15 protein-coding genes are annotated in these 19,114 nt (G+C 40.4%); 5 read left to right on the top strand and 10 right to left on the bottom strand.

All coding sequences use genetic code 11. The features are described 5' to 3' along the window. Positions 1-3: 3 nt before the first annotated feature. The 6 genes from GR929_RS04200 to GR929_RS04175 all read right to left on the bottom strand — a co-directional run bounded on the left by GR929_RS04200 (position 4) and on the right by GR929_RS04175 (position 6,677). The gene (locus GR929_RS04200) at positions 4-585 is read right to left on the bottom strand and encodes a YdeI/OmpD-associated family protein (RefSeq protein ID WP_159517678.1); all 582 of its coding nucleotides are present in this window, start codon (positions 583-585) and stop codon (positions 4-6) included. A gap of 354 nt (positions 586-939) precedes the next feature. Then, a complete protein-coding gene (locus GR929_RS04195; protein ID WP_159517677.1) occupies positions 940-1,311 on the bottom strand; it encodes a hypothetical protein in 372 nt (123 codons plus the stop codon). Positions 1,312-1,710: 399 nt separating this feature from the next. Continuing rightward, a complete protein-coding gene (gene lpdA / locus GR929_RS04190) occupies positions 1,711-3,102 on the bottom strand; it encodes a dihydrolipoyl dehydrogenase (RefSeq protein WP_159517676.1) in 1,392 nt (463 codons plus the stop codon). Positions 3,103-3,260: 158 nt separating this feature from the next. Next, positions 3,261-4,358: a TlpA disulfide reductase family protein gene (locus tag GR929_RS04185; protein WP_201300900.1), complete on the bottom strand. Its 1,098-nt coding sequence runs from the start codon at positions 4,356-4,358 to the stop codon at positions 3,261-3,263. Beyond that, the gene (gene meaB, locus GR929_RS04180; protein ID WP_159517675.1) at positions 4,355-5,485 is read right to left on the bottom strand and encodes a methylmalonyl Co-A mutase-associated GTPase MeaB; all 1,131 of its coding nucleotides are present in this window, start codon (positions 5,483-5,485) and stop codon (positions 4,355-4,357) included. The genes GR929_RS04185 and meaB overlap by 4 nt, the downstream gene beginning before the upstream one ends. Before the next feature lie 100 nt (positions 5,486-5,585). Continuing rightward, the gene (locus GR929_RS04175) at positions 5,586-6,677 is read right to left on the bottom strand and encodes a DUF1573 domain-containing protein (protein WP_159517674.1); all 1,092 of its coding nucleotides are present in this window, start codon (positions 6,675-6,677) and stop codon (positions 5,586-5,588) included. Positions 6,678-6,888: 211 nt separating this feature from the next. On the opposite strand from GR929_RS04175, the gene GR929_RS04170 reads away from it, so the two are divergent. Both GR929_RS04170 and GR929_RS04165 read left to right on the top strand, forming a co-directional pair. Continuing rightward, positions 6,889-8,256, top strand: coding sequence for a sensor histidine kinase (locus GR929_RS04170; protein WP_159517673.1), 1,368 nt, complete (start codon positions 6,889-6,891; stop codon positions 8,254-8,256). A gap of 4 nt (positions 8,257-8,260) precedes the next feature. Then, positions 8,261-8,971 carry a response regulator transcription factor gene (locus tag GR929_RS04165; RefSeq protein ID WP_159517672.1) on the top strand — a complete coding sequence of 237 codons (711 nt, stop codon included), beginning with the start codon at positions 8,261-8,263 and terminating at the stop codon, positions 8,969-8,971. 66 nt (positions 8,972-9,037) lie between these two features. Here the strand turns inward: GR929_RS04165 and GR929_RS04160 are convergent, their stop codons facing one another. Continuing rightward, positions 9,038-10,084 carry an ATP-dependent 6-phosphofructokinase gene (locus tag GR929_RS04160; protein WP_159517671.1) on the bottom strand — a complete coding sequence of 349 codons (1,047 nt, stop codon included), beginning with the start codon at positions 10,082-10,084 and terminating at the stop codon, positions 9,038-9,040. Positions 10,085-10,495: 411 nt separating this feature from the next. Here GR929_RS04160 and GR929_RS04155 point away from each other — a divergent pair, with 411 nt between their 5' ends. From GR929_RS04155 to yiaK, 3 genes are all read left to right on the top strand, one after another. Beyond that, positions 10,496-11,290 carry a 3-keto-disaccharide hydrolase gene (locus tag GR929_RS04155; RefSeq protein ID WP_159517670.1) on the top strand — a complete coding sequence of 265 codons (795 nt, stop codon included), beginning with the start codon at positions 10,496-10,498 and terminating at the stop codon, positions 11,288-11,290. A 104-nt stretch (positions 11,291-11,394) separates the two neighbouring features. After that, positions 11,395-12,081, top strand: coding sequence for an aspartate/glutamate racemase family protein (locus GR929_RS04150; RefSeq protein ID WP_159517669.1), 687 nt, complete (start codon positions 11,395-11,397; stop codon positions 12,079-12,081). 11 nt (positions 12,082-12,092) lie between these two features. Continuing rightward, entirely contained in the window at positions 12,093-13,097 is a 1,005-nt protein-coding gene (gene yiaK / locus GR929_RS04145) for a 3-dehydro-L-gulonate 2-dehydrogenase (protein WP_159517668.1), read from the top strand. A 55-nt stretch (positions 13,098-13,152) separates the two neighbouring features. Here the strand turns inward: yiaK and GR929_RS04140 are convergent, their stop codons facing one another. From GR929_RS04140 to GR929_RS04130, 3 genes are read right to left on the bottom strand one after another with little or no spacing between them, the layout of a single operon-like run. Further along, positions 13,153-14,499, bottom strand: coding sequence for a TolC family protein (locus tag GR929_RS04140; RefSeq protein WP_159517667.1), 1,347 nt, complete (start codon positions 14,497-14,499; stop codon positions 13,153-13,155). Then, positions 14,492-17,686: an efflux RND transporter permease subunit gene (locus GR929_RS04135; RefSeq protein ID WP_159517666.1), complete on the bottom strand. Its 3,195-nt coding sequence runs from the start codon at positions 17,684-17,686 to the stop codon at positions 14,492-14,494. Before GR929_RS04135 ends, GR929_RS04140 begins: the two co-directional genes overlap by 8 nt. A 3-nt stretch (positions 17,687-17,689) precedes the next feature. After that, entirely contained in the window at positions 17,690-18,838 is a 1,149-nt protein-coding gene (locus tag GR929_RS04130; RefSeq protein ID WP_159517665.1) for an efflux RND transporter periplasmic adaptor subunit, read from the bottom strand. Positions 18,839-19,114 lie beyond the last annotated feature (276 nt).

Genomic DNA, 19,114 nt, shown 5'->3' with positions numbered 1-19,114 from the left:
TTTTTATCTAAACTGATTTGGTCTTATTCCTTGGGCAGCCAATCGTGCTATTTCTGCAATTCTTTTCTTCCTTGTTTCCATTCTTTTAGCAATGACAACCCAATGCAACATTGATTTTTTAATTGATTTTGACTGGCTCTGAAAAAATTCCATTGAACGTTCATTTTGATTCAATGCAATTCTTAAATCCTCCGGAATAATCAATTTTTCGATATCATCCATTAGCGACCAGGTTCCATTTTCTTTGGCCGTTGCTATGCTGTCAAAACCTGCTTCCGTCATTCGGTTGTTTTGGATGAGTTTGGCAACTTTGTCTTTGTTTATTTTTGACCAGGTACTAGTCGATTTTCTTCTGCTGAAATATTGCATGTACCTTTCTTTGTCAATGGTCTTTTTAGTGCTATCGATCCACCCAAAGCAAAGTGCTTCATCAACTGCTTCACTCCAACTAATAGAGGCCACTTTTGTTGATGACTTATAATAAACAAGCCAAACAGCCTGTTTTGACTGATGATTTCGCTCTAACCACTTTCGCCAATCGGCTTGGCTTTTAGGATAATATGTTTCTATTTCATTTTTCGGCATTGCTACTCAAAATAATACTGACCTTAAATTTTTCAGACCGCTCAGTCGTTATCAACCGTCTTTATGGGTTCAGTTAGGTATAAATAAATATGAACCTCTGGAGTGGAAACATTTTACAATGATTAATTAGCACTAATATATACCTGACCAATGACAACCTGATGTCATGAGTCGATAAAAATTATTGGTATTGGCCAAAATACCCCGCCTATTCTGGATTTGTACCAATGATGCCCAAGCCAGCCACCAACTGTTTTTAAAATATCCCGGAGAGCAGGGTGGTGGGCTACCGGTTAGTCTGATAAAAGTTGACTGTATAACAAGAGCCGTATGAATTGAGAGGTTCAACAAAGTCTATTTAACATGTAAAGGGGTACCTCGGAGGTGCATCAGGGTACTTCGGAAGTGGGGGTACCCACTTCCAATATGCTCGCTTGCACCCTGGAGATGCACCGGAGCATGAAAAACATTCAAGCGAGCACCCCTGAGGTGCAACGCTGCCTGATTTTGATTCAACGGAGCATCTTTTGAGTTCAGCGTTGAATCTTTTTGTTGAAAACTTCCGCGAAAAACATTCAGGCTTGCAGCATTTTGCTTCAGGCTTGCAGCAAACTGATGAACACTTCCATGAAAAAGATGCAAGCTTGGTGTCCCGAACCGCTCGATTGAATAAAAAAGGTGGAAGTTTTCGTTTCCACACTTCATCGGCTCATCGAAATGTTGCATCGTTCCATCATTTTGCTGACTGGTTAAATCTGGGAGGAGGATCATGAAAGGGAATCCAACAAGCATTGAGCTAATCGCCAGCAGATCCTGAAACGAGTTCAGGAAGACGAGCATTCAAATGGGACAGCCAAATCCTCAACTTCGCCGTTAGGCGAAAAGCCCGGCCTACGATGGTTTTGAACTAGAAAACAAGGAAAGGAAAGTCACAGTGTACAGTTACAGTATTCAGTAGCAATTCCCCCACTTCACCGCAAGGCGAAAAGCGCAAAGGCTGTCAAAACGCCCGGCCGAGGGTTCGCTTTTGATTCAATCGAATTCTCAAATACAGGCACAGAAAAAGCCGCTCCGAAAATGAATTCGGAACGGCTCCAATGTTTAACCCTAAAAAGCTATTTTGCATTAAATGTGTATGACTTCGTCGTAGGCAGCAGCGGCAGCTTCCATAATGGCTTCGCTCATGGTTGGGTGTGGGTGAATTGACTTAATCAATTCGTGTCCCGTAATTTCCAGTTTTTTGGCTACAACCAATTCTGCAATCATTTCGGTTACATTACCACCAATCAGATGGGCACCCAGCAATTCGCCGTATTTCGAATCAAAAATCAGCTTCACAAAACCATCGGTTTTACCGGCTGCTTTTGCTTTACCACTTGCAGTAAATGGGAACTTACCCACTTTAATATCGTAACCGGCTTCTTTCGCTTTCTTCTCCGTCATTCCAACCGACGATACTTCGGGGCTGGTGTATGTACATCCGGGAATATTTCCATAGTCGATCGGTTCGGGACTTTCGCCGGCAATCTTCTCCACACAGCAAATACCTTCAGCCGATGCAACGTGGGCCAAAGCAGGCCCGTGCACAATATCGCCAATGGCATAAACGCCATCAACATTTGTTTTATAATAATCGTCTACTTTAACCTTGCCTTTCTCCATGTCAACACCAAGTTCTTCGAGGCCGATGTTTTCAGTATTTGGAGCAATTCCTACGGCTGAAAGTACAATCTCCGCTTCAATGGTTTCTTCGCCTTTTTTCGTCTTTACGACTACTTTGCAAAGCTTTCCTTTGGTATCTACCGATTCAACTGATGAACTGGTCATCACCTTCATTTTATCCTTTTTGAAGGTACGCTCCAATGTTTTGGCTACCTCTTCGTCTTCATTCGGAACCAGGGTTGGCATAAATTCAACCAAGGTAACTTCGGTACCAATGTTATGGTAGAAATTGGCAAACTCGCTACCAATCGCTCCGGAACCAACCACAACCATCGACTTAGGTTGCTTGTCCAAGGTCATTGCTTCGCGATAACCTATAATTTTTTTACCATCTTGCTTTAAGCTTGGCAATTCGCGCGAACGAGCGCCTGTTGCTAAAATAATATGCTTGGCCGAAACCTCTGTTTTCTTTCCTTTTTCGTCTTCAACCTCAACTTTGCCTTTGCCTTTCAGTCGTCCGTATCCATTAATAACTTCAATTTTATTCTTTTTGAACAGGAACTGAATTCCTTTGCTATTGCTGTCGGCAACGTCACGGCTTCGTTTCACCATCGCACTGAAATCAGCTTTTATCTCGCCGCCAATGCTTACGCCATAATCGGCCGCATGCTTCGCGTAGCTTAACGCTTCAGCACTTTTTAATAATGATTTTGTTGGAATACAGCCCCAATTCAGGCAGACTCCTCCAATATTTTCCTTTTCAACTACACCAACTTTCAGACCTAACTGAGAGGCTCTTATGGCAGCCACGTAGCCTCCGGGGCCACTTCCTATTACTAGTACATCGTAACTCATAATTCTTGAATTAACTGAATTTGATTTATTCGCTTAAAAAAACAGCTAAACGTGCTAAAAAGTTTTTTAAAATATTGATTCCGGCTAACAAACATGTTTGCCAAAAACCAGGTCCAGAACGAAGCAAAAAAAACCGGCTGTAAAAGCCGGTTGAATATCTAATTTAAAAGTTCGCCTAATTTATCATGTAAGTCCTGACCTCGCAGGTTCTTCGCAATAATTTTTCCATCCGGATCAAGCAAGATTGAATGAGGAATAGAATTTACCCCATACAACCGGGCAACTTCATTTTGCCAATATTTAAGATCTGAAACATGTGTCCAGGTTAAATTGTCTTCGTCGATTGCTTTTAGCCACGCATCTTTATCGCGATCTAACGAAACACCGAGAATTTCAAAATTCTTATCGTTAAACTTATTGTAGGCATTAACCACATTGGGGTTTTCCTTCCGGCAAGGGCCACACCACGAAGCCCAGAAATCGATCAATAAATATTTCCCTTTGAAAGACGACAAGCTCACCGGATTACCTTCCGTGTCGTTCATTGTAAATCCCGGGGCCTCTGTACCAACAGCCGTGCGGCCTTTTTCTTCAATAAATTCTTTTAATTGTTGTGTGTAAACCGATGAATCCAATTGGGTCGGAAACATGTCAACCAACTCTTTCAGTTCCTGAAAATCTAATTGTTGCGACAATTGTGTTAAGGTTATAAATGGAGCAACAATTGAATTACTGTGTTCTTTGACAAAATTCTTAGCAAAAACCTGCATGTTTTCATTCGAAGCATCTGCATCTATTTTAATCCGATCCATTTCACTCTGATTTCCGGTGGCAGCAGCAGCCGAATACTCTTGCTGGTATTCTTTCATTTTGTCGCTCATAACTTTCACCTCATCCAAAAACTCATTAAAAGTATCTGTTGCAGGAGAGCCGGTAACCTTTGTACTTTGCAAACTATCTTTGTATGCTTCTACTTTTATATCTGTGTTTTCAAGAAAGAACTGAGCAAAATAGTCCCGTTCATTCATTCTTAAATAGTGAAGTTCCGGAATTTCGACCGATCCCTCGAAACGAAATGCTCCATTGACCAGTTGAGTGGTATCGACTGTAACAGCCTGCCCTTTTTCTGCCTTCACGAGGTACACGGCACCTGAATCCTGACCGGCAACAGTGCCGCTCACTTCGTATTTTGTAGAATTGCTTTGGCACGAAGCGATAAAAAGCAATACAAGAACTAACAAGCCTAAATTTCTCATTTGTTATTTTTTTTTGATTGATAATAATTTTCTAATAATTCGCGAGCAGCCACAAAAGAACTCATTTCTTCCCCCAGCACTTTTTTCTCAAATTCGGCAGTCATACCTTTGAGAATGTCATTTTGGTAAAAATCTGATTTCAACCGGTCGTTGATTGTTTCGTACATCCAAAACTTGGATTGCTCGTTTCTTTTGTGCTGAAAATAACTATTTTTTTTAACTAATTCGACATATTTTAATATCGTCATCCAAACTTTGTCAATGCCAACATGTCGAATGGCAGAACAAGTGAGCACTTCAGGTTTCCATCCTGAATCAGTTGGCGGAAACAAATGTAGCGCATTCTTATACTGCACTCTGGCCATTTCGGCTTTATCAATATTGTTCCCATCCGCTTTGTTAATGGTGATAACATCAGCCATTTCCATGATTCCCCGTTTAATGCCCTGCAGTTCGTCGCCGGCTCCGGCAAGCATCAGCAATAAAAAGAAATCGACCATTGAATGCACCATTGTTTCACTTTGCCCAACACCTACGGTTTCAATAAAAATAGTATCGAACCCGGCTGCTTCGCACAGCACAATCGTTTCGCGTGTTTTCCGTGCAACGCCTCCCAGCGAACCTGCTGATGGCGAAGGACGGATGTATGCGTTTGGATCGGACGAAAGCTCTTCCATGCGGGTTTTGTCACCCAAAATACTTCCTTTCGAACGCTCGCTGCTGGGATCGATCGCCAACACCGCCAGTTTCCCTCCCCGCTTGGTAATGTACTTACCCATCGACTCGATGAACGTACTCTTACCGACTCCGGGAACTCCGGTAATTCCAATCCGAAGTGAGTTACCACTATGCGGTAAACATTTGGTAATAATTTCCTGCGCGACTTCCTGATGTTCCTTTTTGGCGCTCTCCACCAGCGTAACAGCCTGACTAAGCGTTGTTCTGTTTCCTGCCAGAATTCCCTCAACATACTCATCGGGAGTAAGCAATTTCCTGCGTTTATTTTTCAGGAAACGCTGAATCGAATTTTCATTAAATATCTCCGGTCGGTCAATCCCTTTATTCACATTCAAGCTTTTATATCGCTCATTGTTTTCAATATGATCGTGATTTTTATCTGCACTCATTAAGAAAAAATTTGTACGAAGTTAAAGTTTCGGCTAACAACAAAAAAATAAGCCGCTCCAAAATTAATGAAACGGCTTACAAGTTCTTATTATTTTGTTGTTATCCGGCGGTTTTCACATTCGATGAGACCCGCAAAATTGTGGTTGGATTTTTGGGGTCATTGGTAATCACTGTAATTGACTTATTTTGACGACCACGTTTCCCGCTTGAATTAAACTTCACCTTCAACGGTACACTTTCATTTTTCGAAATAATTTTCTTTTCAGGAGTTACTGCCGTACATCCGCATGATGTTTTTACCCGACGGATAATTAAATCACGCTGTCCACTATTTTTGATCGTAAATGTGTGCTCAACTTCATCTCCCTGATTAATTTCGCCAAAATCAAATGTCTTCTCTTCAAAGCTTACAACCGGCGCACTCGCCACTTCTTCAGCTGTAAGACTTGAAAAATCTTCCTCAATGGTTGCCGAAATACCAATTGAATTACGATAGTTCGTATCTCCATTTATAATTAAGTAAATACGGTGCATCATGAAACCATAGGTATTCAACTTGCCAGCATCATAAGTCACAATAATTTTACCTTCTTGTTTTGGCTGAATAGTCTCGGGGTCAGCTTTCACGGTCAGGTGTCCCGGAGGAGTTTTAAATTCTACTTTTACAGGTTTGTCGGAGTCGTTTACAACAACCAATTCTTCTGTTTTTGTTTCGTTTTCTAAAATTTTAACGAACGATATTTGATTGGTCTTCGCACGCAATGGGCCAATTTCACGAGGATATTTCTCTGCCAATGTTTGCTCGCGTTCCTCAACATTTCCTTTAATACGAAGAATCACGGTTGGATTTGAAGCATTTGAACTAACAGTAACTGTTTTGTTAAAAGGGCCTGGCCGGTTTCGAGGGTTATAGCTAACTTTTATTAGGCCGTCTCTTCCCGGAGCAACCGGATCTTTTGTCCACTGTGGAGTAGTACATCCGCAAGACGCCCGAACATTGTTTAAAATAAGTGGCGACGCGCCATTGTTCGTAAACTCAAAACTGTAAGTCTGCGATCCATCTTCTTCTTTAAACGTTCCAAAATCATGTTCTAAGGTTTCAAAATCGATTTTGGCTTGAGTTGTTTGCCCAATAACCGTATTGCTAACAGCAAAAGACATTAAGATCAAAACGATGAAAAAATTTTTCATAACTACTGTTTTTGTATAAGGTATTTTAATTCTCTGTCAAAGATAATATTCAATCGTTAATTATCGAAAAAACCGATAGCAAAGCTATAAAAGCTTCACTCCCAAAGGTGTTAATGCATCACTAACTTTTGTTAATGAGTTGTTAATGGAATAATGCGGTATCAAAAGAATCAGTAGTTTCGTACTCGCCAATCGAGTAAGAGGGAAAATAATGGGAAGGAACACAATAAGATACATCATTATACTGGCTACATTCTCCGTGTTGGGAATCATTTTGATTCAATTCTTCTTTTTAAAGAATACAGTGGACCTTAATGAGAAAAAGTTTCACGAATCAACAACACAAGCTTTAAATGGTGTTGCCCACAAACTTGCTATTTATAATCAAAAGTTAACCGGGAAGGAAAAAAAGCCCAATCTTACGAATGAGGTCGACCAGATTTCAAACAACTATTATGTTGTGAATGTCAACGAAGATATCCACCCCGACTTACTGGAACACTTTTTATTGGACGAATTTAAAAACCATAACCTGAAAGTTGATTTTGAATATGCCATTTACGATTGTGAAAATGAGAAAATGGTATATGGCAAGTATTTGAATGAAGAGAATGACTCCCTTCAGGAAAAGCTGCTTGTAAACCGTTCGGTTGACGGATGCGGCGCTGAAGATGTCCTTTTTGAACAGCACTACAACACGAAATCGGCTAAAAAAGAATGTGGTTTACCCACCTGCGAAAAGTACACCTACTACTTTGGGGTTTCGTTCCCCAACCGGTCAAAATACTATAGTAACCAAATTCATGCCTGGTATGTTGTTAGTGGGTTTATGCTTATCGTTATTCTATTTTTCGGGTATACTTTATTTGTCATTTTTAAACAGCGACGGCTGAGTGAGATTCAGAAAAACTTTATCAATAACCTGACTCACGAGTTTAGAACGCCCATTGCATCCATCGATCTTTCATCAAAGGTTATTTCGGATCCAAAAATTATTAACCATCCCCTACGATTGAAGGAATACACCAATATTATTAGTGAGCAGACTCAACGACTTTCAGCCCAGGTCGACAAAGTACTTCAAATGGCCAGCATCGAAAAACAGGTACTTCAAATTGACCTTCAAGCCATTGAGCTCAATTCTTTTGTCCAAAAAAGCATCGAAGACTTTAAAACCAGTCAAAATGGGAACACGTACGCAATCAACTTCGAAAGCTCAGTTTCTGACTGGAACGTAAAAGCAGACCAACTTCACTTTTCAAATGTGATTTTTAATATTTTAGACAATGCCATCAAATATTGTGATGAAGCGCCGAACATTTGGGTCAGTTTATCTGAAGGCAAAAAGCAGATTTACTTAAAATTTGCCGACAATGGAATCGGCATTCCCAAGGAGTTTCGGAAAAAGATATTTGGTCGTTTTTTCCGAATTCCAACAGGTGATATTCACAATGTTAAAGGCTTTGGATTGGGATTGGATTATGTGCGAAAAATAATTGCACGGCATGATTGGGAGATAGAAGTCGCTGATAATTCGCCAAAAGGAAGTATATTTACGATAATAATTCCGAAGAAATAGCGACATGGAACTTACAGGAAAAAAAATTCTGCTGGTTGAAGATGATAAAACATTAAATTTCATTATTCGTGATAATCTGGAAGAAGCCGGCTACGATGTAAAGGCCACTGAAAACGGGGAAGAAGCCTGGGACGTTTTTCAAAAAAAACAGTTCGACCTCTGCTTGTTTGATGTTATGCTTCCAAAATTAGATGGCTTTTCGCTCGCCAAAAAAGTACGTGAAAAAGACGTTTCTATTCCGGTTATATTCCTGACAGCAAAGTCAATGACCGAGGATAAGATTAACGGTTTTACACTTGGTGGCGACGACTACATCACCAAGCCATTTAGCATGGAAGAATTGCTTTTACGCATCAAAGTATTTCTTAAACGAAGCCACACCGAAGAAGTTGAAAAAGACGAACTAAGCAGCTGTAAAGTTGGCCATTTTGATTTTCTGTTTGACAACCTGACCCTTCAACATGGAGATGAAAAAAGGACACTGACCTACAAAGAAGCTGAATTGTTGCGTTACTTCTGCGAAAATTCGAATACCGTGTTGAGCCGATCCGACATTCTTAAAAATGTATGGGGATCGGATGATTACTATTTAGGACGGAGTCTGGATGTTTTTATTTCCCGTTTGCGTAAATACCTGAAAAGTGACCCGGATATTAAAATCATCAATCTGCATGGAATTGGATTCCGGTTTAATGCATCGATTGACAAGAAATAAATGATCTTCAAAACAAAAAATCTCCACCAAACGGCAGAGATTTTTACTGATAATTATTTTTCAGAATTAACCTAATTCCTGGTATTCGTCTCCAAACGAAACTCCCATTTTTCGCGCTTTCAAAATCAATGGATTGTCTGGCTCAACTAAGCTCAACTTGCCACCAACGTCGGCCAGCGGAACTGTTTCCAGGTAATTATTCCTTATAGCTACCATCGTCCCAAAATTTCCTTCAGCAATGCATTGCGCTGCAAAAGCTCCGTAACGGGTAGCTAATATCCGATCCATCGGAGTCGGACTTCCTCCACGCTGGACATATCCCAAGACGGTTTCACGGGTTTCAATTCCGGTATAGGACGAAATGGCCTCTCCAATGTGTGCTGCTGCTGAAATTTTCTTCGGATGATTGATCCCTTCAGCAACCACGACAATTGAGTACGGTTTATTACCCTCGTAACGCTCCTCAATTTTTTTACAAACCGACCGAATATTATAATCCACTTCAGGAATCAAAACAATATCGCCCCCGCCGGCCATTCCGGCATAAAGAGCAATCCAACCTGCATGGTGGCCCATTACTTCAATAATCATGACCCGCTGGTGCGAGTTTGCCGTGGTATGGAGTCGATCAATAGCTTCTGTTGCAATTTGCAAGGCCGAGTCGAAACCAAAAGTTACATCGGTTCCCCAAACGTCATTATCAATGGTTTTTGGAATCCCAATTACATTAATTCCCTCTGCGGCAAGTCTGTCTGCTGTTTTCATCGTGCCATTGCCTCCGATACAAACAAGCGCATCTAAATTTAAGTCGTGGTAATTTTGCTTAATCAACTCTGGCTTTTCGTCATCACCCTCATTCACAAACTTAAAAGGTTTTACTCGCGACGTACCTAATATCGTACCTCCCAGTGTAAGAATCCCTGAAAGATGTGATTCACTCAACTCGACATAGTCTTTTTCAATTAAGCCGGCATAACCTGCTCTAAATCCAATCACCTCCATCCCGTAATCGACGATAGCGGTTTTTCCAACACCCCTGATAGCTGCATTTAAACCGGGACAATCTCCTCCCGCTGTTAAAATTCCTATTCGCTTTGACTTATGAGTACCCATATTATCACAAATTTTATAAACGTCACTCCAGTGTGACCAGTTAAAAACAACTATCGAAATTACTAAAAGAAATCCGCTTTTTGATGAAAAGCTGAAAATTCATGCCCCTTTTCTCCATACAATAAAGGATTTGACTACATCAACTTAACTCAAATTCAGAAAAAAAAGCAAAAACTTAAATCAGCATGAAAACGACCATACAAGAGTGCTTCTCAAACAAGGATAATTATAATGAGGGAGTTACATCCAATACCTTTAAAAACTTTCATTTTAATTGGATGAAATTTTTAAAGATTCCTCCAAAAAGCCATTTCAATTTGTTTAGTGCTTGTTCTGTGTTTTTTATTAATTTCGCATCGAATAAAATAAATTCATTAGAATTTATATCAATAACCTAAAAGATTAATAACCATGAGAAGAGAATTTTTGCTACTACTCACAGCTATTTTTGCAGTAGCTACAGCCTGTAATTCGGGCACAAAGAAAAAAGAAGAAGCCAAGGAGGAAAAATCGGCTCAAGTTGAAGAAACTATTCCAGACAACACCTTAACCGACGCTGAAAAACAAGCCGGTTGGGTATTGCTATTTGATGGAAAAACCAGCCAAGGCTGGAGAGGTTACAACAAAGATCATTTTCCAAGTGGATGGCAAATTGTTGATGGAACTTTAATGTGTAAGGGGTCTGGCGAAGGCGAGGCCGGTGCAGAGGATGGTGGTGATATTCTGTACGATGAGAAATTTAAAGATTTTCAATTGAAATTAGAATGGAAAATTTCTGAAGGCGGAAACTCGGGTATTTTTTACCTGGGAGAAGAAGTTGAAGATTGGCCAATTTACAAAACAGCACCTGAGATGCAGATTTTGGACAACGAACGCCATCCTGATGCGATACTTGGAAAAGATGGAAACCGAAAGGCTGGGTCATTGTATGATCTAATTCCTGCAGATCCACAAAATACCAAACCTACAGGAGAATGGAACAGTGTTGAAATTATTTGCTACCAGGGAACGGTTGTGCATAAGCAAAACGGCGAAGTTGTTGTTGAGTATCACCTGTGGACTGATGATTGGAACGCATTGGTTGCTGACAGTAAATTCCCTGGTTTGAATCCGGATTGGGCAGATGTTGCCAAAGAAGGATACATCGCTTTGCAAGATCATGGAAATGATGTTTGGTTCAAAAACATTAAGCTCAAAAAATTATAACGCAAAATTACGATCAATATGAAGGGTTGCTGTTGCAACCCTTTTTTGTTTTTCATACTTTCATATCAGCTTTCAATTACTGAAAACATTTTATTAACTGCACTATGAAAACCATTGGTCTTGTTGGCGGAACCGGCTGGGTATCAACTTCCGAATATTATCGATTGATTAACCAGCTAATGAATGAAAAAAAAGGAGGACTGCATGCTGCTCGCATGATAATCTATTCTGTCAATTTTGGCGAGATTGATGCCATGATTCAGAAAAACGATCAACTATCGGTGATGCTCACCTTAAAACACACGGCGTTAAAATTGGAAGCAGCCGGTGCTGATTGTCTGCTATTGGGTGCCAATACTTCACACCAATATGCTGGTGACATTCAGCAAGCTTTGAAAATTCCATTAATCCACATTGGCGAAGAAACAGCATCTGTAATTTCTGACACCGGACTAAAAAAAGTCGGTCTGTTGGGCACAAAATACACCATGGAAATGGACTTCTACAAAGAAAAGTTGAATGAAAAATCGATCGACGTTTTGGTTCCTGAAGAAGATGACCGGAGCTTTATTCACCACTGCATTACCAACGAACTATTGATCAACCAGTTTTTACCTGAAAGTAAACAGCGTTTTTTAACAATTATTGAAAAACTAAGAGCTGCCGGAGCTGAAGGAATTATTCTTGGATGCACCGAAATCCCACTACTCATCAAGCAACAAGATTGTACGATTCCACTTTTCAACACAACTGAAATTCATGCAAAAGCAGCTGTAGAGTTTGCTTACTAACAACTAAGAAAATGGTAGCAATTCGCCTTGACGACATGAAGCAGCAATTCATCCGGATCTTAACCAAGATGGATTTTCCGGAAGACAAGGCGCAAACTTGTGCACGCATTTTTGCTGAAAATAGCTTGGATGGCATTTATTCGCACGGAGTAAATCGGTTTCCACGTTTTGTTGAGTATGTGCAGAAAGGCTATATAAATCCACATGCCAAAGCTGAAAAAGTTGCCAGCATGGGTGGCATCGAACAATGGGATGGCAAATTAGCCCCGGGTCCTACCAATGCACTATTGGCATCAGAACGAGTGATGCAATTGGCTTTGGAAAATGGCATCGGGCTTTTGGCTTTGGGTAATACCAACCACTGGATGCGGGGTGGAACTTATGGCTGGCACTGCGCCCAAAAAGGGTTTGCGTTTATTGGTTGGACCAACACCATTGCCAACCTTCCGGCTTGGGGAGCCAAAGAATGTAAGCTGGGAAATAATCCGCTGGTTTTTGCTATTCCGTATCAAGATGAAGCTATTGTTTTAGATATGGCGATGTCTCAATATTCCTATGGGAAAATGGAAGACTTGCAAAGGAAGAATGAGCAATTACCCTTGCCGGGTGGATTCAATGAAAAAGACGAGTTAAGTACGTTGCCTGGAGAGATTTTAGAGACTCGCCGCCCTTTACCTATTGGTTACTGGAAAGGAGCGGGACTTTCGTTAATGCTTGACTTGCTCGCCACGATCCTTTCAGCAGGCCTTTCCACCTCACAAATAACACGACAAAGTCAGGATGAATATGGAATTTCGCAAATTTTTGTTGCCATCGATTTGAAACAACTACCCAATTTTCCGGCAATTGAAAAAACGGTGCAAACGATATTGGACGACTTTCTGGAAGCTGAAAAAACCGATCCGGATGGTTCAATCAGATATCCGGGACAGCATACCATTAAAACACGAATGAAAAACCTTAAAAGTGGAATTCCGGTAAGTGAACAGATTTGGAATGAAATTCTTGGGCTTTAATAAAAAAGCCCGGAACAATTATCCCGACACGATCCAATTAAATGTCTTCAAGCAACTATTCGTATTGCTGAATAATGCTTCCCGTTAATCGCAACAGCGACGTGTGCGTATCAATAAAGTTATAAATCGCCTGAAGCTTTCGCAATGAGGCATTCAGATATATCAGTTGCACATCTCTAAAATTGAACGAATTGATCGCCCCATTGTCGAATTTTTCCTGAGCAATTTGCAAATTCAGTTTAGCAGCTTCCATATTTTCGTCGGCCACATCCAGTAATTCCTTTCGAACCAGATAGAATTCATACAGATTATCCATCCGATTGAACAGCTCATGTTGCATCTGGTCAAGTTCAACATCACCACTTTCTTGTTGAATTTTAGCAATTTGTAATGCCCTCTTCCGGTTGCCGCCACTAAACAGGTTATAGCTCAGGGTGAAATTACCGTACATATTATCAACATCATTCCACGAGTAACCGCTGTTTGTACTCTCCAAATCGATTCCGGTTCGTGTGTGAGTAACTCCACCCGAAAATGACAAATTTGGGTAATATGAACTTTTAGCAGCCATCACAGCGTTTTTCAAAAGATTCTGGTTGATGTACTGATTCTTCAAGCTCTTGTTATTGGCAATCAGCTGATCATGCAAATCGGCTAAATTGTACTCAACCGGAATGGCTTCAAATTTATCATCCAACTGAAAGGTATTGTTGGTGTTGTCAGCCATCAGAAAAGCCAGGTCACGCAGGGCATTTTTATAGCCTACCTGCTGTGATAAATAGTTTGTTTTATCATCTAAATAGGCATTTTTTGCCTGTAAAACCTCAAAGGTTACAGCCGAACCAAACTCTCTTCGTTGCTCAATTCGTTTAAAACGATCTTCGGAAAGCAGCATGACATCCTTTAAAACTTCCAGTTGCTCTTTCTCTAACAAAACAGCGTAATAAGCCAGCACCACCGCCTGAATGGTACCTTCGACCATGATCGCTGTATTTTGCTTCGAGAGGTTTTCCAGTTCGGCAAATCGCTGCTTGCTGATGTTTACCGAAAAACCATCAAACAAAGTCCAATTGACCGTTAGTCCACCTGAGTAACGACTTTGTTGGAAATCGTCATTCTCGTTGAGATTGTTCGAGAAATTAGCTCCTGCCGAAACCCCGACATACGGATATCGCCCGGCATTCCCCCAACTGTTGTTCAACTCGGCAACTTTTAAATCATTCTTCGTTAAGGTGATGTCATAGTTATTCTCAAGAGCCGCTGCAATAGCCTCGTTCAAGCTTAAGCTGGTTTGGGCATTCGTAGTTGCAAATGCAAATAAAAACGCTGGCAACAATATTCCAAATATTGTCATCTTCACCAATTTATCCATTATTGAAAAGGGTTGGTATTTTTTATTCATCTTGACTGTCCTTTTTCTCAATTTTTTCAAGTTTTCTCAAACTATGTATGTAGGCAATTTCAACCTCCTCGGGTTCAAATTTGCGACCGTACCACAACTGACGAACAACTCTGCGGATATCATTCAAAATCATGATTAATGCCGGGAAGAAAAGTAAGATAAACAAGGTTCCGAAAGCGACTCCATAAACCAATGAAATAGCCATTGGAATTAAGAACTGTGCCTGAAAGCTTTTTTCTAACACAATTGGGAATAAGCCAAATGAAGTGGTTAAGGTGGTCAGTATAATTGGTCGCAAGCGGTTTTTCCCGGCCTCAACAATAGCATCGCGAACTTTCGTACCTCGTGTTATTTGCAAATTGTACTTTTCCAGAAATACAACGGCATCGTTTACAATCACCCCGGTAAGAGCAACAATTCCCCAGGCACTCAAAATTGAAACAGGTTTTCCGTGTATTCCATGCCCCCATATCGCACCGAGAACCGCCATTGGAATCATAATCAGGATTAGCAGAGGCTGTTCGAAAGATTTAAAATTGATCATCAGAATAAAAACAATTATCAAAAATGCGAGCGGAAAATACAACGTCATATCATTCATATTTCGCTGACTCTCTTTTTGTTGCCCTTGATATTCGACCTGGATTCCGGGATACATCACCTTCAATTCCGGCACAACAGTTTCTCCAACTTGCTCCAGTATCTCAGTAACCGAAGCATCCGGATCAACAAGTTCAGCTTCAACACGAATCTCTCGTTTCCCATTAAAACGTTGAATATTAACCGGACCACGCTCCAAATGATAATCGACCAACTCAGTCAGCGGATATTCTCCCTTTGCGGTTTTAATTTTCATTCGCTCCATTTGTCCTATCGTTTCACGGTCCTCTTTCGGATATCGTACCCAAATTCGCAATTCATCACGCCCATCCTGTATTCGTTGAGCCTGACCTCCATAAAACCCTTGCCGCACCTGGTTTGCAATGGATGATTCATTGAAACCAAGCATATAAGCCAAGGGCTTCAACTTCAATCGGACTTCCTGCTTTCCAAGTGAATTATTATCAACAACATCTTTTAACTGGGGCATCTCCTCCAACTTTGTGATTAGAAAATCCCTCGCAGCTCTTATCTCTTCAATATTTCGTGACAATAAACTTATGGACACGGGAGCTCCAAAACGACCTCTTGCTCCAATTGTAAACTTTTCTGCCTCATTTACCGGTCCTATTTTTTCCTTTACCCGGTTTATAATTTCATAACTGCTGATTCCGGTCTCCTCTGAATTTCGCGGAAAGACATTTATATTTCCTGCATGTGCTCCCGTTTCCTGTCCATCAAAGGCGGTCCCTAAACTCAGGAATGCATTATTGATGATGTCAACAGAATCATTATAATCTTCTTTCATTTCTTCATTTACTTCCCAAACAACATCTTCAAAATGTTCCAGGTAGGCCATTGTTTGTGCTTCACCTTGACCAGGCGTAAATGCAATATTGATGTTAAATGAGTCAAATTCCATTCTTGGGAAGAAGGTCGTCTTGATAATCTGTCCTCCAACTAGTCCAAACGTTATTAAAAACATCGCAACCGGAATGCCGATAACGACATAACGCCATTGTACGATTAACTTCAAAACCCGGTCATAGGCATAATCGCGCAGCCAGGAGAAAAACCGTTCAGTGTACTTTCGCAAACCTTTTGCTTTTGAACTCATTGCGCGTTCGTTTAACACCGCAGGACTGCTAAGGTGAGCCGGTAAAACAAAAAATGCTTCAAATAATGAGAAGAACAGGCTGGCGCACACGATAAATGCCATTTCATACATCATCTCCATTCGACCCGATATAAAAAACAGGGGTGCAAAGGCAATCATTGTTGTTGAAACGGAGGTAACAACAGCTGGAACTACCTCAACAGTTCCGTCAATAGCAGCTCGCATTGGAGTCTTTCCCATTTCAAAGTGCTGAAAAATATTCTCGCCAATAACAATTCCGTCATCTACCAGTATTCCAATAACCAAAATCATCCCAAATAACGAGATCATATTGATTGTTACTCCCATTAAATTTGCAACGATGAACATGGCCAGAAATGAGGAAGGAATGCCCCAGGCGACCCATAAGGAAAGGCGAGTACTCAACATTAACCCCAACACCAGAACCACCATCACCAACCCTTGAAATCCATTTGTATACAACAGGTCTAAACGGCTATATAACAACTCCAGAAACGAAAATGTAATATCTATTTCAACTCCTTGATGTTTGGTATTAAATTCTTCAATATAACCACGAACATATTGATCAATTTCTTCCAAATCTTCCACAATCAACTTGGAAACACTTAGGGTAATGACTGGTTTCCCTTTAATTAAGCTTTTTGTTGGTGTCTCTGCAAATTTCTTTTTTACGGTGGCTACATCTCTGATTCGCAATAAACTGCCATCCGTATCGGCGCGAAGAACGATATCTCCAATTTTATTGGGGTCAGCACTTCTGGAGCGCAATCGAATGATGAGTTCTTCCTGCATGGAACGAATCTCGCCCCCGGAAACATCTTTATTGTTTTGCGAAATCGCATTTTGTAAATCTGAAAAAGTCAGCCCATAACGAAGCAGCGTTTCCTCCGATGCTTCAACTGAAATTTCAAGCTGGGGAAAACCATATATGGATACCTGGCTCACTTTTCCCGATGCCAGCAACTCTTCTTCAACCTGCTGCGCATAATCTTTTAGTGTCAACAAATCAACATCGCCAGTCATTCTTAAAAACATGGCCCGCGAAGTTGTACGCTGTTTATATACAATTGGTCGTTCTGCCGCGGTTGGAAATGACGATATCCCGTCAACTGCATTTTTGACCTCAATCAGGGTCTCGTCAATATCGATGTCTCCTGTAATCTCAATCTGAACACGAGTTGAATTCTCTGAAGATGTTGACGTAATCTCATAAATACCGGGAATGCCACGCACCGCTTCTTCAATACGCGAAGTAACCCCCTCTTCCATTTCCACGGGAGAGGCTCCGGGGTAGAAAACAGAAATATAAATATTTCGTGAAGGTCGTTCCGGAAAGAACGACTTTTTCATGTTGTACATGCTCAACCCACCAACTACAAGCAGAAATACGATGATTAGGTTTGCGTAAAATGGAAATCGAACAAAAATTTCAACTAGTTTTCTCATTTCTTAACTTTCAGTATTTCCAATTGTTTTAGCTTCCAATATTTCAACTGGTGTCTTTTCCTTCACGTTAATCAATGATTCCGTCACAACGTATTCGCCTTCTTCCAGCCCATCAAAAATCAAAGTTGAAGTATTTACTTTTATAATATGAATCTGCTTCTTTTTCAAAAAACCTTCGTCAACTACAAACACATCATTTGTATTAAAAACAGCACTCCGGGGAATTTCCATGGCCTGTTTGATTGGTAATCCCAGGAAAACGACCGATAGATATTCGCCTGGCAATAACACATCATTGTATTTCGAATCCACCTTAACAAAAATACTGCGCGACTGCGTACTCTCGTCAACAAAAGCTGCTTTTCGCACGACCTTCCCTGACAATTCAAGACTTCCTTTATTGACCGTAACTTGATCTCCAATTTTAATCCAACGCGAAAATTCATTTTCAATAGGAACTTCCAACTCCAACAAATCTGTTCGAATCATATTCGCAATTTGTCCTCCCGTATTCACATAAGCACCAACTTCAGAATTGACCCTGGTAAAAGTACCATCAAATGGAGCATACATTGAATGCCGTTCCAGCTTCTTTTCATCTTGAAGGATGCTGTAATAGCTATTAAGAACACCCTGACTTGCTAAAAACACCTTCAACTTTTCATCGTTGTAATCGGGCAAATCCGGAAGTGTCTCGTTTAAATCGATCGTATTGAAGAAATTCAAATAACTCTGATAGTGATCTGGAAAATCTATTTTAATATCGGGTAGGATATTGGTTAAGCTATTCAGGAATAGACTCTTTTTACTTTTCAAGGCCAATTCAACCTCATCTTTATATATTGTTGCAAGATGTTGTCCCTTTTTAAAAGTGGTCCCCTTTTTTAATCTCACATCGCCAAGTTCAATTTTACCAGGGGCTTCGGCAACCAATAGAACTTCGTTTCCCGACACAACTCGACCCTGTGCTTCAACCGATGAAATGACCTCTGAATAGTCGACTTGCTCAGCAGATACATAGCGCTTCACTTCAGTTTCGGGTTTCTGGACCGCTTCCGGTTTCATTGAAATAAATAATTTTGACAACACTGCAGATCCGCCCAGCAAAATAATAAGACCTACAACAACAAACGTAATTTTTCTCCAGTTCATGTTCGATTTATTTGGATTGTAACATACAAGGGTTCAACACCATGTTAGCTTTATTGAGATAATATAAACATCTGAATTGATTTTTTTAGATGTCATTTGAGATAAAAAGTTTAACCGATTGAAAAACAAATTCCTAATTTATTGACTCCTGTCATTTTTACGCATTGGAGATTTTTCAAGATTAAAATTTCGCAAGATCGAAATATAATCACAAGAATTTCAAATTTATTTGTAAATTTTTCTTAATCCAACTTTTCATAAATTTAACTCTTCCAT

Origin of the sequence: Sunxiuqinia indica, assembly GCF_009847015.1 — a bacterium.
In the GTDB taxonomy this organism is placed as follows: domain Bacteria; phylum Bacteroidota; class Bacteroidia; order Bacteroidales; family Prolixibacteraceae; genus Sunxiuqinia; species Sunxiuqinia indica.
This window is presented reverse-complemented; position numbering and strand designations above follow the sequence as displayed.

Bases quoted from the DNA above. Each gene is read 5' to 3' on its own strand.
- GR929_RS04200 (WP_159517678.1), bottom strand. From the start codon at position 585: ATGCCGAAAAATGAAATAGAAACATATTATCCTAAAAGCCAAGCCGAT.
- GR929_RS04195 (WP_159517677.1), bottom strand. From the start codon at position 1,311: ATGCAACATTTCGATGAGCCGATGAAGTGTGGAAACGAAAACTTCCAC.
- lpdA (WP_159517676.1), bottom strand. From the start codon at position 3,102: ATGAGTTACGATGTACTAGTAATAGGAAGTGGCCCCGGAGGCTACGTG.
- GR929_RS04185 (WP_201300900.1), bottom strand. From the start codon at position 4,358: ATGAGAAATTTAGGCTTGTTAGTTCTTGTATTGCTTTTTATCGCTTCG.
- meaB (WP_159517675.1), bottom strand. From the start codon at position 5,485: ATGAGTGCAGATAAAAATCACGATCATATTGAAAACAATGAGCGATAT.
- GR929_RS04175 (WP_159517674.1), bottom strand. From the start codon at position 6,677: ATGAAAAATTTTTTCATCGTTTTGATCTTAATGTCTTTTGCTGTTAGC.
- GR929_RS04170 (WP_159517673.1), top strand. From the start codon at position 6,889: ATGGGAAGGAACACAATAAGATACATCATTATACTGGCTACATTCTCC.
- GR929_RS04165 (WP_159517672.1), top strand. From the start codon at position 8,261: ATGGAACTTACAGGAAAAAAAATTCTGCTGGTTGAAGATGATAAAACA.
- GR929_RS04160 (WP_159517671.1), bottom strand. From the start codon at position 10,084: ATGGGTACTCATAAGTCAAAGCGAATAGGAATTTTAACAGCGGGAGGA.
- GR929_RS04155 (WP_159517670.1), top strand. From the start codon at position 10,496: ATGAGAAGAGAATTTTTGCTACTACTCACAGCTATTTTTGCAGTAGCT.
- GR929_RS04150 (WP_159517669.1), top strand. From the start codon at position 11,395: ATGAAAACCATTGGTCTTGTTGGCGGAACCGGCTGGGTATCAACTTCC.
- yiaK (WP_159517668.1), top strand. From the start codon at position 12,093: ATGGTAGCAATTCGCCTTGACGACATGAAGCAGCAATTCATCCGGATC.
- GR929_RS04140 (WP_159517667.1), bottom strand. From the start codon at position 14,499: ATGAATAAAAAATACCAACCCTTTTCAATAATGGATAAATTGGTGAAG.
- GR929_RS04135 (WP_159517666.1), bottom strand. From the start codon at position 17,686: ATGAGAAAACTAGTTGAAATTTTTGTTCGATTTCCATTTTACGCAAAC.
- GR929_RS04130 (WP_159517665.1), bottom strand. From the start codon at position 18,838: ATGAACTGGAGAAAAATTACGTTTGTTGTTGTAGGTCTTATTATTTTG.